The sequence below is a fragment of the Hymenobacter arizonensis genome, assembly GCF_900115775.1.
In the GTDB taxonomy this organism is placed as follows: Bacteria; Bacteroidota; Bacteroidia; order Cytophagales; family Hymenobacteraceae; genus Hymenobacter; species Hymenobacter arizonensis.
This window is the reverse complement of sequence record NZ_FOXS01000003.1, coordinates 553,507-568,152: the sequence shown is the minus strand read 5'-3', so window position 1 is coordinate 568,152 and position 14,646 is coordinate 553,507. Positions and strand designations below refer to the sequence as shown.

Annotated in this window: 13 protein-coding genes; 9 read left to right on the top strand and 4 right to left on the bottom strand. The window is 60.8% G+C overall.

The annotated features are described in order from the left end of the window. Positions 1-87 precede the first annotated feature (87 nt). A complete protein-coding gene (locus tag BMZ66_RS13965) occupies positions 88-1,317 on the top strand; it encodes an MFS transporter (RefSeq protein WP_092674370.1) in 1,230 nt (409 codons plus the stop codon). Positions 1,318-1,417: 100 nt separating this feature from the next. After that, a complete protein-coding gene (locus BMZ66_RS13960; RefSeq protein ID WP_092674882.1) occupies positions 1,418-1,945 on the top strand; it encodes an NADPH-dependent FMN reductase in 528 nt (175 codons plus the stop codon). 59 nt (positions 1,946-2,004) lie between these two features. Here the strand turns inward: BMZ66_RS13960 and BMZ66_RS13955 are convergent, their stop codons facing one another. Both BMZ66_RS13955 and BMZ66_RS13950 read right to left on the bottom strand, forming a co-directional pair. Beyond that, positions 2,005-2,553 (bottom strand): DUF2062 domain-containing protein, encoded by a 549-nt coding sequence (locus BMZ66_RS13955; RefSeq protein WP_092674365.1) that lies wholly within the window; start codon positions 2,551-2,553, stop codon positions 2,005-2,007. Between the two features lie 216 nt (positions 2,554-2,769). After that, positions 2,770-3,297, bottom strand: coding sequence for a DUF2062 domain-containing protein (locus tag BMZ66_RS13950; RefSeq protein ID WP_092674362.1), 528 nt, complete (start codon positions 3,295-3,297; stop codon positions 2,770-2,772). Positions 3,298-3,386: 89 nt separating this feature from the next. Here BMZ66_RS13950 and BMZ66_RS13945 point away from each other — a divergent pair, with 89 nt between their 5' ends. The 6 genes from BMZ66_RS13945 (at position 3,387) to BMZ66_RS13920 (ending at position 10,655) form a co-directional block, all read left to right on the top strand. Further along, on the top strand, positions 3,387-4,337 hold the full coding sequence (locus BMZ66_RS13945; RefSeq protein WP_092674359.1) for a YihY/virulence factor BrkB family protein: 951 nt from the start codon (positions 3,387-3,389) through the stop codon (positions 4,335-4,337). 63 nt (positions 4,338-4,400) lie between these two features. Then, entirely contained in the window at positions 4,401-5,849 is a 1,449-nt protein-coding gene (locus tag BMZ66_RS13940) for a DEAD/DEAH box helicase (RefSeq protein WP_092674356.1), read from the top strand. A gap of 161 nt (positions 5,850-6,010) precedes the next feature. After that, the gene (locus tag BMZ66_RS26085; RefSeq protein ID WP_234795093.1) at positions 6,011-6,199 is read left to right on the top strand and encodes a hypothetical protein; all 189 of its coding nucleotides are present in this window, start codon (positions 6,011-6,013) and stop codon (positions 6,197-6,199) included. 38 nt (positions 6,200-6,237) lie between these two features. After that, the gene (locus BMZ66_RS13930; protein WP_143080210.1) at positions 6,238-7,518 is read left to right on the top strand and encodes a hypothetical protein; all 1,281 of its coding nucleotides are present in this window, start codon (positions 6,238-6,240) and stop codon (positions 7,516-7,518) included. A gap of 36 nt (positions 7,519-7,554) precedes the next feature. Continuing rightward, positions 7,555-8,496 carry a M90 family metallopeptidase gene (locus BMZ66_RS13925; RefSeq protein WP_092674347.1) on the top strand — a complete coding sequence of 314 codons (942 nt, stop codon included), beginning with the start codon at positions 7,555-7,557 and terminating at the stop codon, positions 8,494-8,496. 311 nt (positions 8,497-8,807) lie between these two features. Then, complete coding sequence (locus BMZ66_RS13920; RefSeq protein ID WP_092674343.1) at positions 8,808-10,655, top strand: M2 family metallopeptidase; 1,848 nt, start codon at positions 8,808-8,810, stop codon at positions 10,653-10,655. Between the two features lie 107 nt (positions 10,656-10,762). On the opposite strand, the gene BMZ66_RS13915 is transcribed toward BMZ66_RS13920, so the two are convergent. Further along, a complete protein-coding gene (locus BMZ66_RS13915) occupies positions 10,763-12,325 on the bottom strand; it encodes an alpha/beta hydrolase (protein ID WP_092674340.1) in 1,563 nt (520 codons plus the stop codon). A gap of 79 nt (positions 12,326-12,404) precedes the next feature. Further along, positions 12,405-13,400, bottom strand: coding sequence for a fasciclin domain-containing protein (locus BMZ66_RS13910; protein WP_092674337.1), 996 nt, complete (start codon positions 13,398-13,400; stop codon positions 12,405-12,407). A 211-nt stretch (positions 13,401-13,611) separates the two neighbouring features. Between BMZ66_RS13910 and BMZ66_RS13905 the strand changes: the two genes are divergently transcribed. Next, positions 13,612-14,517 (top strand): hypothetical protein, encoded by a 906-nt coding sequence (locus tag BMZ66_RS13905; RefSeq protein ID WP_092674334.1) that lies wholly within the window; start codon positions 13,612-13,614, stop codon positions 14,515-14,517. The last annotated feature ends 129 nt before the right edge of the window (positions 14,518-14,646 follow it).

Genomic DNA, 14,646 nt, shown 5'->3' with positions numbered 1-14,646 from the left:
GAGGCGAGCACGAAACTGGTTGCCCTGCACAGTTGCGCCTGCGGCAATTTCCAGGCGGCGCAGTCGATTAAGACCTTATTTTGCCCCATGCCTCCCCTACCCGCCCGCACCCTGCCGCTGCTTTACGCCATCATTCTGCTCGATGTGGTGGTGGGAGCTGCAGTAGGCCCCGTGATGCCGGAGTTCGTGCGGGGCCTGCCCGAGCCGCAGTTGTGGCTCTCGGTGGGCACGGGCATCTTTCTGGGCGTGCAGCTGTTTTCGGCCCCCTTGCTGGGCCGGCTGAGCGACGGGTACGGGCGGCGACCCATTTTTATTCTATCGGCAATAGGTACGCTGGCGGCCAACGTCCTGCTATTGCCGGTGCGAGCAGGGCTGTACTTCGTCAACCGCGTGTCCGACGGCCTCACCAATGGCATGTATGCCACTGCCCGCTCGGCCATCACGGACATGTCGCCGCCCGAACGATTGTTTCGCAACCTGGGCATTGAGGGCGCCATTATTTCGCTGGGCTTTGTGCTGGGGCCCATGGCAGCCGGCCTGCTGCTCACGGTGCTGCAGGTGCCATCGGGCCAGCAAGCCAGCTACGTGGTGGGGCTGGCGGTGGCCCTGGGAGCGCTGAATGTGCTGCTGAGTCTGTGGCTGCCCGAAACCCACCAGCAGCGCAATGGCGTGCGCGGCGCCGAGCTCCGCACCGAGCTCGGCTTGGCCATCAACCCCCTCACGCTGTGGAAGCGCCTGCAAGCCAAGAACGCCCCCAACCCCGGCATCCGGCGCATTGTGCTCACGCAAGTGGCCCTTACCCTTAGCCTGGGGTATTATTTCTATTTTGTGCCGTTTGTGAGCATGGGCGAATTGCAGCTCGACGCCCGCGGCATTTCCTACCTGTTCATGTACTTTGGGGCGCTCAGCATCGTGCTGAATTACGTGTTCTACACCTACTTTGCCGACCGCCTCAACCAGCGCAAGGCCATTGTGTGGCTGGCCGTGCTGGGCACGCCAGTGCTGCTTGGCTACGGCCTGGTGGGCACGTCGAAAACCACATTCTACATACTCGTTACGCTCGACTGCTTCACGCTTTCCCTGATTCAGGGACTGCTGGAGGGCCGGCTGGCCCGCCGCACCACCGACGCGGACCGGGGCGAGATATTCGGGCTTAATCAGGCTTTTCAGGCCCTGGCCAGCTTTGGCACGGCGCTCGTTTTTGGTGGGCTGTCGGTGCTGGATTTGCGATTGCCGTGGGCCTGGTTTGCGCTCTGCCTGGGGGCAGTGGCGTGGCTGGCGGCTCGCCCCGAGCCTCGGGTGCCGGCGGCGGCTTAACGAACTTTTCGGGCTGGCAGCGCCCTCTGCGTTGGGCAGCGAAAACCTAGCCTTCTATTTTCTGTTGTCTCCTTGCATCGTAATTTCTGCCCCCCTCGTTTTGATAACCCTCCTCGTCGGCACGAACCGGCCCAACTCCCGCGCCCGCCGCATTGCCACCTACTACAGCGCGCTACTAAGCGAGCTTGGCACCGAAAGTCAAATTCTGGACCTTGCCGAGCTTCCTGCTGACTTCATCACTTCGGCCCTGTACAACAACGTGGGCACCAATCCTCAGTTCAATCGGCTGGCCGACATGCTGAATGCCAGCAACAAGGTGGTCATCATCACGCCCGAGTACAACGCCTCATTTCCTGGTGTGCTAAAGGCTTTTATCGACGGCCTGCCCTACCCCGGGGGCATCCGCGGAAAAAAGGCGGCGCTGATTGGCCTGAGCAATGGCGGCCAGGGCGGCTTGCTGGCCATGACCCACCTCACCGACATCCTCATGTACCTGGGCTCAGCCGTACTGCCCCAGCGCGTTCGGCTGCCGTTCATCGGCAAAGACCTGAACCCCGACGATGGCCTGAACCATGACCTTTCGCGCCAGCTGTTGCGCGAGCAGGCCGAGGCGCTTCTGGCTTTTTAGCCACCTGTGGCATCAGCTACCCTCGGTCGCTTTCTGTTGATTCTTCTTCGCATGAGGAGTTAGCCTCCCGCCAGCTTCTTGGCCGCCTGCCGAGCTACCACCTGCCGGAACACTGCCCGGAAGAGGTAGTACAGCGCGGCCACCAGGGGCACCGCGGCCACGGCCCATATCAACAGAGCGCCGAGTTGGGCTCGCCAAAGCAAATGGCCGACTGCTCCCCAACCGTCGTGAGTAATGAGCCGCCGGAGGCCCGTCAACGTGAGGTTGGCCACGTCGTGGCCGTGGCCCAGAATGAAGGCCCCAGCCCGCAGCAGCGGGACCAGCAACAGCAGTTGGAAAGCACTCATGAGGTGCGCCACCAGTTGCATGGCCGGTATATTGAGCTGCAGTCGCAGCGCCGTGGCGGCGCTCACCACGCTGGTAATGCCAAAGGTGGGCACCAAGCCGAATGCCACGCCCAGGCTCACGGTCAGGGCCAGCTTCTCGGGCGACAGGCCTGCCTTCAGCAAAGCCAGGAAGGGCGCCAGTACGCGCCGGTACACCCAGGAGCGGGAGGGCTCGGGTGGCGGCACAGCCGCAGGCGAAGGCAGGGAATCCGGAGCGAGCATGACGAAAAGCTAAACGGTCCCAATCCGGACCACGCACTGCCCCGTACGCTGGCGAGGCTCACCTATTTTACGGCTGAGGCTCAAAATGTTGCCATAAAAAGTTATGGCATTGTTAGGTTTTGTCTGACGTGCCCTTAGGTGGGGCAATGGCGGCTACGCCAACACACAAAAGCTTCGCCAAGCAACGGCTGGCAACCGCGGCTGCGGGAACCACCCTTAAGCTTCTACTACCTGCCGCTCTTTTATAAACCGCTTAAACAGCGGCTTGAGCACCACGTACAGCACCGCGACCACCGGAATGGCCGCGAGCAGCCAAATGGCCATGGCGCCTACTTCGGCGCGCCACAAGAGCTGCAAGGCAGCCCGCCAGTCAGTGGCAAACAAGTGGCGCACGTTGGCCAAAGTCAATTCGTTTTCCTGCGTGTTGCCCATGAGGCGCGCACCTTGCCGGAGCAACGGAATGATGAGCACCAGCTGCAAAGGCGTCATTAAATGGCTGATAAGTTGCAGGGCGGCTACGTTGAGGCGCAGGCGCAGGGCCACCAGCGTGGCCACCGTCGTGATGGCGCCCATCAGCGGGATAGCGCCAATTGCCACACCCAATGCCACAGTTAAAGCCAATTGCGAAGGCGACAAGCCCTGGCGCAACAGCCCGAGCAGCGGCGTCAGCACGCGGCGGCGCAGCCAGCTGGCCGGCGGAGCTGGGGTAATTTCGGGAAGCGGAGGCGGAAACGGCGTAGGCATGAGGGAGGCCGGAGCCAAGCCCCGTAACTTCGCCGGGTGTGAGCTGCGTAAAGCACCATGCTTTGGATAGCCACCCCGGCTTTTTGCTGATGACAAAAGTAACCCCGCACGCCGAGTTGCCCGGGCCCTGGTGGCGGGAGCTGCCCATTCTGCTGCACCGCGCCGCCCGCGAGCTCGGCGCCAACGACCCGCTGCGGCTGGGCGCGGCCACGGCGTTTTTCACGTCGTTTGCGCTGCCGCCCATTCTCATCATCCTCATTCAGCTCCTGGGCTCGCTCTATTCCACCTCCATGGTTCGGCTGATGCTGCTCGATAAGCTCAGCAGCCTTGTAGGGGCGCCCGCGGCCGGGCTAGTGGCCCAGATTGTGATGAATGTAGCCGACCCCAGCCGCAGCCGGCTGGTGACGTGGGTGGGCTTTGCCTTTCTGATGTTCGTGGCCACTACCCTGTTTACCATTATTCAGCATTCCCTGAACCAGCTGTGGCAAATTCGGCCCAAGCGCGGTTCGGGGCAGTTTTCACAGGCCCTGCGCGAACGGCTGCGCTCGCTGGGCCTGTTGCTGGTAACGGCCGTCCTGACGCTGCTAGCTTTTGCCTCCGACTCGGCCTTAGGCCTGTTTTCTGAGAGCATCAACGACTTCGACCCCACCTTCAGCTACTTTGTTGTTCGCTCCCTCAATGCCGTGATTGCCTGGTTTATCCTGGCTGCCTGGTTCGGCGTAACGTTCCGCACCCTAAGCCTGGCCAAGGTGCCCTGGCGGGCGGTTACGCGCGGGGCAGCGCTCACGGCCTTTCTCATTAGCATCGGGCAAGTAATTCTGGGCAAGCTGCTGGTGGCCCGCGACCTGGGCCCGGTGTACGGGCCGGCGTCCAGCCTGGTGCTGGTGCTGTTGTTCGTGTTCTACTGCGCCATGATATTCTACTTTGGCGCCGCCTTCACCAAAGCCTATGCCCACCGCATTGGCCTGGACATTCGGCCCAAGAAAACTGCAGTGCGCTACCGGCTGGTGAATATCACGGAAGAGGAAGCGGGGTTTTAAAGGCCAAAGCAGGTTTGCAGCCTTACCAAAGCATTCCCTTGCCGCATCCGTTACCTTTGCGTCGTGCAAACTCCTGATTCCTCCGCCGCTGGTGCCGCCCAGGCCCCCAACGCCGCCAAAGCCGACCTCCAATTCACTGATTTCGCCCTCTCCCCTGCCCTGCTGGCGGGTGTGGCCGAACTAAACTTTACGCAGCCGACTGCCGTGCAGCAGCTGGTACTGGCCCCCGCCCTCGAAGGGCAGGACGTGGCTGGCCAGGCCCCCACCGGCTCGGGCAAAACCGCGGCCTACGGCTTGGCCGTGCTGCAGCAGATTGACCCCACCTCCGCCACCGTGCAGGCCGTGGTGCTGGTGCCCGCCCGCGAGTTGGTGCTGCAGGTACGCGACGCCCTCAAGAGCCTGGGCAAGCACATGCACAACCTGCGCGTGGCCGGCTACTACGGCGGCCACGCCATGCGCGAAGAAGTGAAAGGCCTGCAGCAGACTCCGCACGTGGTGGTGGCCACTCCGGGCCGCATGCTCGACCACCTTGAGCGCCGCACAATCATCCCCAACAAGCTGAAAGTGCTGGTGCTGGACGAAGCCGATAAGCTTCTCGAGCTGGGCTTCCAGGAAGAAATGGCCACCATCATCAGCCGCCTGCCGGTGCGCCGGCAAACGCTACTGTTCTCGGCTACCATGCCTGATAAGGTGCTGGCGCTGGTGCGCGAGTACCTCACCCGCCCCCGCGTGATGAACGTGGGCGGCTCCAACGCCACCACTCTGCCCGAGAGCCTGGTGCTGCGCGGCCACGTAGTGAACGCCGCCGACCAGAAACCTGCTGCCCTGTTTCACATCATCACGCAGCCCGACGCTGGGCGCTCCCTGGTGTTCGCCAATACCCGCGACCGGGTGGAGGAACTCACCCGCTTCCTGAAAGGCCGCGGCTTGGCGGCCGAGGCGCTGCACGGTAAAATGCTGCAGCCCGAGCGCGACAAGTCCATGATGAAGCTGCGCAACGGTTCGGCCACCGTGCTGGTGGCCACCGATGTGGCCGCCCGGGGCCTCGACGTGAACGAGCTCGACACGGTGGTGCAGTTCGACCCGCCCCACGAAGCCGAAACCTTCCAGCACCGCGCCGGCCGCACAGCTCGGGCCGGCGCCGTTGGCACTGCTCACCTCATTGTGACGCCCCACGAGCAGCAGAAGCTGCAGAACTGGCCCTCAGCCAAGAGCGTGAAATGGGCGGGGCTGCGGCCACCTTCCCTGCCCGCGGCCGCGCCTAAAGCGCCACGGCCCAGCACCATCACGCTGCACGTGTCGGCGGGCAAGCGTGAGAAAATCAGCGCCGGCGACTTGGTTGGGGCCTTTGTGAGCGTGGGCGAATTGGAGCGCGACGCCGTGGGCCGCATCGAGGTGTTCGACCACCACAGCTTTGTGGCCGTGCCCGAGGCCGTGGCCGAGCAGGTGCTCGAAAAAATGCAGGGTGCCAAGGTGAAGGGCAAGAAGGTGAAAATGGCCATTATTCGCTAGTTCTGTCAGCCAGCCCCGCCCTCCGAAAGCTGCTATTCGTCTGCAGCCAAAACAAGTGGCGCAGCCTTACGGCCGAGCGGCTTTTTGACGACCATCCGCACTACGAAGCGCGCTCGGCCGGCACCGAGCCGGGCGCGCGAGTACGCGTCACAGCAGGTCATTTGGGTTGGGCCGACATCATTTTTGTGATGGAGCGCCGACACGCCGACCGGCTGCGGGAGAAATTTGCGGATGCTTTGGGCAGCACGCGGGTTGTCGTATTGCGCATTCCGGATAAGTACAAGTTTGGAGACAGTCAGTTGGTGGCGTTGCTTCGGCAGAAGCTGCAGGAGCATTTGCTGTTACCGTAGGTCATTCCATTACTTTAGCTTATCAAATGCTTCTATCTATGTCTCTACGCTTACTTTTTCTACCAGCTTTTTTATTGTGCGCCTTTCAAGCGCTGGCCCAAACCTACGAGCCGGGCCTGCTCGTGCGCGCCAACGGCGACACCTTACGGGGCGAAATTGAAAATGGCTTTTGGGTGGAGCCACCTACGTTTATTCGCTATCGCCCGTCGGCAGCAAGCGCCAGCCAACTGTTTCGGCCCCGTCAGTTGCGGGCCGTCAGCTTCACCAATGGCAGGTATTTCAGCTATGAGGCGCTGCCCATTGACAACGCAGCCAAGACGGAGATTTATGACTTGCCCCGCGGAAATTATTTTGATGTAATCATCGACACGGTGCTAGCCGACGTTCTGCTCGATGGTCCAGTTCCGTTGCGGCGGGTTGTGAGAAATGGGGTTACCCACTATTTGTTGCGAGGTGCTAACCAACCTGTGCTCGATTTGAGCGAAAGGAAGTATTTGCGTTTTACACCCAATAGAACTTGGGTTGTCACCGATGGCAATAACTACCGCAACCAATTGTCCCTGTACTTCAATGACTGCCCCGATGCCATAACAGCAGCTCAGGCGGCTCCTTTTACTGCCGAAGGAATTGTTGGCGTGGTCCAGGCATTCAATAAATCTTGTAGTGCGGACCGCCAACCTACGCGTAGTTTACTGCCCGAGGCCAAACTGCGGCGCAATGTTTCTTTTCAGGGCGGCTTATTAGCAGGAGTTCGTTATAACCGTATCGAAAGCGCTTCGCTTATGCTGAAAGGCCCTTGCGTCGATTGTCAACCGCATCCATTTGCCGGGCTTTATGGCGAATTGTTTCAGCCCAGTCGCACCGTGGCCATCTATGGTGAGGTTAGTTTTAGTTACTTCAAAACCACCCTTCCTATTCTAGCTGCATACACGGTCCGTATCGGTGATTACCGCGCCCTACTGGGCACGGCCCGGTTGGGCATTCGTAGATTCTTTCCAATGCCGCACGAGAATCAGTTGGTGCTAGGCATGAACTACGAACTCAATAAGGTCATGAATGCATCTGTCGACACGGGTTACGCTCCCGAAAAAGAGTTAGGCTTTGGCTCCCAAACCCTACTCCCCGGATTGGAGCTAGGTTGGCGCAGTCGACGCCTAACGTATGTGCTCAGCGGAACGATGTATGACAAATATGGGAGCGGCCCTAAAGCAATTGAAAAGCAGTTTTTTAGCACCAACTACGTAGTGCGTGCAAACCTCGGCTACCGCTTGAGCGGCAACCCCGATGCTGTTAAAACGAGCAAGGCAGCGCGCCCTTAAACCAACTTACTGCTTTAGCGGCCGTTTAATGGGGCTATGCCCTATATCCTGAGCCTGGCCGCGCTGGTCGCTATCATCTACGTTTTCTATCGCTACGCCACTGCCGATTCCCGCCAACGTACGGCCGCCATTGCTGAAGAATTCCCAGCCGCCTGGCGGCAAATCCTTTCCGAGCGAGTAGCCTTCTACCTCTCGCTCACGAAGAAAGACAAGGTGCGCTTTGAGAAACAGGTGCAGGTGTTTCTGGCCAGCACGCGCATCACCGGCGTGCAAACCGAAGTCGACGACGCCACCCGCCTGCTCGTTGCTTCCTCGGCCCTGATTCCGGTGTTCGGCTTTCCCAATTGGGAGTACCGCAACCTGGGCGAAATCCTCATCATGCCCGATGCCTGGAAGCTGAAGGACGACCCTAATAAAGAGGTCAAACCGCTGCAAGGCACTCTCCTCGGCTCGGTGCAGGGCTTCCAAAACCATCACTACATGCGCCTGTCCAAGGCCTCGCTGGAGCAAGGCTTCAAGGATGGGCTGGACCGCCAGAACGTGGGCATTCACGAGTTTGCGCACATGCTGGACGAAGCCGACGGCGTGATTGACGGCATCCCCAAAGCTGCGTTGCCGCCCGAGCTGCTTGAGCCCTGGGCCGCTGTAATGAAGCGCGAAATCGCGGCTATTGAAGCGGGCAAGTCGGAAATCAACCCTTATGCCGCCACGAACGAAGCCGAGTTCTTTGCAGTGGTGACGGAATATTTCTTCGAGAAGCCCGAAAAGCTGCAGGAAAACCACCCCGAGCTTTATGAGCTGCTGGGCCGGGCCTTTCGCCAAAACCCTAAGAAGCGTTTCCTGCGCTTCGCCACCGACCCGCGCGAGTGGCTGAAGACCTTGCGCAGCCGCCGCAAGCTGGGCCGAAACGACCCTTGCCCCTGCGGCAGCGGCAAGAAGTATAAGGAGTGCCATTTAAGTGAGGCCCAGGCGGCGTAAGCGGAGCAAAATTCAAAAGAACGTCATGCTGAGCACAGCCGAACCCTCACGCGGGGAACCTCACCCCCGGCCCCTCTCCAAAAGAGAGGGGAGCCTGACGAAACAATTGGAAATACGAAAGCCCTGTAACTACCAGCAGTGGGGCTTTCTATTGAATGGCATACCCATTTCCTGTGCTATGGCTCACCTCTCTTTTGGAGGGGGGCCGGGGGCGAGGTTCCCCGCGCGAGGGTTCAACTACACGCTGCCCTTCGGTTTGGCACTGCATGATGCTCGGTTATCATGAGGGCAAAATGCAGTAATCTTGCCTTATGAAAACGCCCTTATTATCCATTCTGGCGGCAGCTTCGTTGGCTGCCTGCGCGCCTACCGCGAAGGCCCCCGTGGCCACAACACCTGATACCACTGCTGCTCCGGCAACCCCTGCCCCACCCGACTACCGCGCCCAGGCCGAGCAGTTCCTTGCCGGTTACAACGCCGAGTATGTGCGTCTGTACACCGCCTCGGCCGAAGCGGAGTGGCGTTCCAATACCCGCATTGTGCCCGGCGATACGGCCAACAGCGGCGCCACTACCCGCGCCAACCAGCGCATGGCCGCCTTCACGGGCAGCACCGAAAACATCCAGAAGCTGCGCGAGCTGCTGGAGCACAAGACCGACCTCACCGAACTGCAAACCAAGCAGCTGGAAACGGCCCTCTACAACGCCGCCAACAACCCCCAAACGGTGGCTGAGGTGGTAAAGCGCCGCATTGCCGCCGAAGCCGCGCAAACGGAAAAACTCTACGGCTTCGACTATAAGTACGCCGGCAAGTCCGTTACCACCAACGACCTTGATGAGCTGCTGCGCAAAGAGACCAACCCGCAGAAACGCCAAGCTGTGTGGGAAACCAGCAAGGCCATCGGCCCCACCCTCAAGGAAGGTCTGCTGAACCTGCGAGACCTGCGCAACGAAACCGTGCAGGCCCTCGGTTACCCCGACTATTTCACCTACCAGGCCAGCGATTACGGCCTGAGCCGGGACGAAATGATGGCTTTGGTGCGCAAAATCAACACCGAGCTGCGGCCTCTCTACCGCGAGCTGCACACCTACGCCCGCTACGAGCTGGCCAGAAAGTACAAGGTGAAGCAGGTGCCCGACTACCTGCCCGCCCACTGGCTGCCCAACCGCTGGGGTCAGGACTGGGGCTCGATGGTGGACGTGAAAGGTCTTAACCTCGACGCCACCTTAGCCAAAAAGGGCGCTGAGTGGCAGGTGAAGCAGGGCGAGCGGTTTTACCAGAGCCTGGGCTTTCCGGCGCTGCCCGAGTCGTTCTATACCAAAAGCAGCCTTTACCCGCTGCCTAAAGATGCCGCCTACAAGAAAAACAACCACGCCTCAGCCTGGCACATGGACCTGGGCAACGACCTGCGCAGCCTGATGAGCGTGGAGGCCAACACCGAATGGTACGAAACCTCGCACCACGAGCTGGGCCACATTTTCTACTACCAGAGCTACTCAAACCCCGAAGTGCCGCCGCTGTTGCGCCAAGGCGCCAACCGGGCCTACCACGAGGCCATCGGCTCGATGATGGGCCTGGCGGCTAAGCAGAAACCCTTCCTGGCCGGCCTCGGGCTGATTGACCCCAAAACCAAAACTGACCAGACCCAGGAGCTACTGAAAGAAGCCCTGAGCTACGTGGTGTTCATCCCCTTCGCCTCGGGCGTGATGAGCGAGTGGGAAAGCAGCTTCTATGCCGACAAATTGCCCGCCGACCAGCTCAATGCCAAGTGGTGGGCGCTCAGTAAGCAGTACCAGGGCATAGTGCCGCCCACCAACCGCGGCGAAAACTACCTCGACCCCGCCACCAAAACCCACATCAACGACGACCCCGCGCAGTATTATGACTACGCGCTGAGCTACGTCATTCTGTTTCAGCTGCACGACCACATTGCCAAGAATATTCTGAAGCAGGACCCGCGCGCCACCAACTACTACGGCAGCCAAGAAGTAGGCGACTTCCTACGCGACATCATGCGCCCCGGCTCCAGCCGCGACTGGCGCGTGGTGCTAAAGGAGAAAACCGGCGAAGACCTGTCGGCTCGCGCCATGGTCGACTACTTCCAACCGCTGATGACCTACTTGAAAGCCCAGAACAAGGGCCGCAAGTACACCATGTAAGGCTGGGTAAGAACGGCGGTTTCGCCGGGCGGGTATCAATAACCCAAAAAGACCGTCTTGCAGCTCTGCAAGACGGTCTTTTTGATTTATCTATTTCCTGTTGCGGTCTACTTTCCGACCTGTAGCTGCACCCAGTCCCGCAGGGTATCCAGCATGAGCATCGAAATAATCGGGTCGACCTTGCCATCGGCGTTGGCTATCAGCTCGGTGGCGGGCGTATGAAACCAATGGTTGACGCCCACTAGTCGGCGCGTTGTTACGCGCTTGTTGGCTTTCAGGCCTTTTTCGAGGCTGGTCAGGTTGGTGGTGGCGTTCACCTCGGCGTCGTCGGTGCCGTGCAGCAGCAGCACCGGGCACTGCACGCCAGACAGACCGGGCTGCGGGTCAAACGCCAGAAACGACCGGTACCGGGGTGTGGTGAGGTCGGTGGCGCGCTGGCGGGTGACGGCGGGGTCCTGGTTGGGGTAGCGCTGGCGGAGCATGTTCACCACAATGGCCTGGGCTTGGTCGTTGTTGGGCGTTTGGCGCACGATTTCGAACATGCTGCGCCGAAATTTGCGCATGGCTTCGGCCTGCTTGCGCTCCTCGGCTTTCATTTTGAGGCGCTGTTGCGACACGTAGGTTTCGACCTGGGCGGCATTGGAGCCACTGCTTCGGAGCTTGGCGGCTTTGCTGAGCACGTCGGCCCAGGCTTGGCGGTGGGCAGCGCCGACCTGAGCCGTATCAGCGGCGCTGCCAATGGGCTCGGCCTGGCTGGCCAGCACCTCCAGGCCCTCCACACCGGCGGCGGCCAGGGTCACCACAAAGCTGGGAGGCAGGAGTTGAACCGCGGCCAGCAGCGCCATATTGCCGCCTTCGCCATGCCCGATGAGGCCCGTGCGGGCGGGGTCGATGGTGGGGCGCAGGCGCAGGTAGCTGAGGGCGGCCTGGGCGTCGCGCACATGGTCGAGGGCCGTGACCAGAGCGCCGCTGCCCGTGGACTGGCCCACGCCCCTATCGTCGAGGCGCAGCACGGCAATGCCCTGGCGGGCCAGCGCCGAGGCTATGGCAGCAAAAAAACGGTAATTCCCCTGCCGGGCATCCCGGTCGTGGTCGCCAAAGTCGGAGAGCAGCACGGCGGCCGGAAAGGGTCCGGGGCCATCGGGAATGCTGAGGGTTCCGGCCAGCTGCACGTTGCCGGGCTGGCTGCTCAACATCACTTGCTCGGTATGGTAGGTGGTAGCGACTGGAACTGCTCCAGCCGCTGCCGCACCAGTCGCCACCAGGGGTGCTCCGCCCTCTACCACCCGGCTGAGGGTGAGAGGGACCCGCAAGCCCGGCTGCACCCAGGTGCCGCGCAGCTGCTGCCCGTTGGCGCTTGGCACGCACACATACCGGGAGTCGGCCGTGGCTGCATAAAAAACCAGGGTGTCGCCCCGAAGCGTTACCGCTACCGGCGTGCGGGTGAGGCGCTTAGCGGGCAGGTCCAGGGTGGCCGTGAGTTTGTTGGCGCTAGCCTGCACAATGGTGAGCTGCAGCGGCAAGCTACCCCCCGGAATAGCCAGCGGACCCGCCCAAACGCCCGCCAGCTCCGGCGCCGGAGGAAGGCTGGCTTGCCCCCACCCCAACGCTGGCAGCAGCCACATCAGCAAAACCCCAAGCCCCATGCTGCGGAGCACCATCTTTCCCATAACCAATACCTAAAAAGTGGCCTTGCTGCCCATGCGGGTGGGGCCTGTGCTTCTGCTTAATTCAATAAAACGGCGTGACTTACGGCAATAGCACTCGGTCGATGACGTGCACCACGCCGTTGGTGCACTGCACGTCGGGAATAACCATGTTGGCTGTATTGGTACCGTTGCCGTTGCCCCTCACCGTGAGTACGCCGTTGGTAAAGGCCCCCAAAGCCACTGGGGCACCGCCGGCCGACGCCACCACGGCATTTTCCGGAAGCTCGCTGGTGAACTTGCCGCCCTGCGTGCCGCCCACCACGTGGTTGAGCAGCACTGCCCTGACCGTGGCTTCGGGCAGTTTGCGGATGTCGCTGGGCTGGTTGAGCGGTACTCCTAGCATCGTGCCCAGATTTTTAAACGCTTGGTCGGTAGGCGCAAAAACAGTGAGCGGCGCACCTCCCGGCGAGCCCGCGAGGGCCCCGGCCAGGTTGGTGTACAGCACCGCCTCTACCAGATAAGTTAACTCGGGCTGCACGAATACGTCGCCTTTTTGCAAGGCCAGTGCCGAGTTCAGCACGTCGGCGCCAGTGGCCAGCAGCACCTTATCGATGGGGTGAATCAGGCCATTGGAGGCGCGCACGTCGGTACCCAGAATTTTGGAACCGTTTACATACAAGCTGTTATCGGCCCGCCGAATGATGCGCCGTTGCGGCCCCAGTGCGGAGGGCGACACGCTGTTGGGCGTGAGGGCAACGCCGGGCAGCGTGCCGTTGAATACGTGGTAAAACAGGGTGTTGCGCAGAAACGGCTGCTGCAGCACCGTCAGGTCCTGGGCCGAGTTCAGCCCCAGCCGGGCAAAGGCCGAATTGGTAGGCGCAAACACGGTGAACTTCCCCTCGGGGTCGCCGGGATTTGAGTTGCCCAGCAGGATGGCCACGTTTCCACGCACGGCTGCATCCTCCAGGGTTTGAAAGTCGGGGTTCGACACCGCAATGTTGGTGATGGACGGGTCTACTTCGGTGTTTTTGGCACACCCTCCCGCCGCAAACAAGCTAAGCCCTAAGGCAATCATTAATTTGTAATTTTTTTTCATCGTGCAAAAAGTTGGCTTTGTCGTGCTTATCCGTGTATTCGTCTCAAATCACTGAAAACAAACGTATTTCAAAGCCCCTTGGATTCCGCTAAGGTAAATCCGAAGCGTTAAACATCGCCGTAAATTGCATCGTAACCACAATTCAGGCAGCCCATTGGTTACCTGGCGCACAGCGTTTTCAGACTCTTTGCTTTACCCTATTCCCTTTTTTATGCGAAACTTCTCCGCCTTGGTTTTCACCACTTTGTTTATGGCCGGTGTGACGTCCGTGGCACAAGCCCAGAGCCTGGTAAGCGGCTTCATGGCGGGCAAAGGCCACGGCTCGGTGGTGGTGTCGGGCACCACGGAAAGCTACCAGTCGGTGTTCCTCGCCCCCGATAAGATTGACGGCGTACCCATCTTCCAGGAAGTGCGCGTAAACTCGCTGAACCTCTACGGCACCTACGGCCTCAGCGACAAGGTTGACGCCGTGGTCAGCCTGCCCTACATTCAGTCGAAGGGCCGAGCCCCGGGCACGGTTATCAACGACCTGAACAACCTCTTCTCCACGCAAGGCTACACCAACGTGCGACAGGGCCTGCAAGACCTCACGGCGCTGCTTAAGTTCAAGACTTACAGCCGCGAAATTGGCACCAGCGTTCTCGATTTGCTGGGCGTGGCCAGCTTCAGTACCCCGGTTAGCGACTACCAAACCAACACCGGTTACGGCTACATCATCGCCATTGGCAACCGCGCTACCAAGTACTCAGCCGCGGGCGTGGCCCACCTCAAAACCAGTTCCGGCGTGTTTGCCACCGGCCAGGTGGGCTACAGCCTGCGCACGGGCCAAGTGCCCCACGCCCTAGTGGGCGAGGCCAAGGTGGGCTACGCCGGCCCGAAAACCTACCTCGAAGGCTTCGCTTCCTTCCAAGAATCCAACGGCGGCACCGACATTTCGCAGCAAGGCTTCAATGGCTTTTTTCCCGCCACCCGCGTCAACTTCATTCGCCTTGGCGGCAGCATTTATCGGCCCCTGGCCAACGGCATAGGCGTGGTGTTTGGCGTCAGCACCTATGTGGCCGGCCGCAACATCGGCAAGTCGACGGGCTACTCGGCGGGCGCTTCTTATAACTTCTAAAAAACACTGCCGCTACCAAAAAGACCCGCCTCTGCTCAGAGGCGGGTCTTTTTGGTAGCGGCAGCAGCGGCTAGGAAGTAGCGCGAACTTTGTAGTTCGCGTCCCCGCGCCACTAGCTCGTTCTGGGAC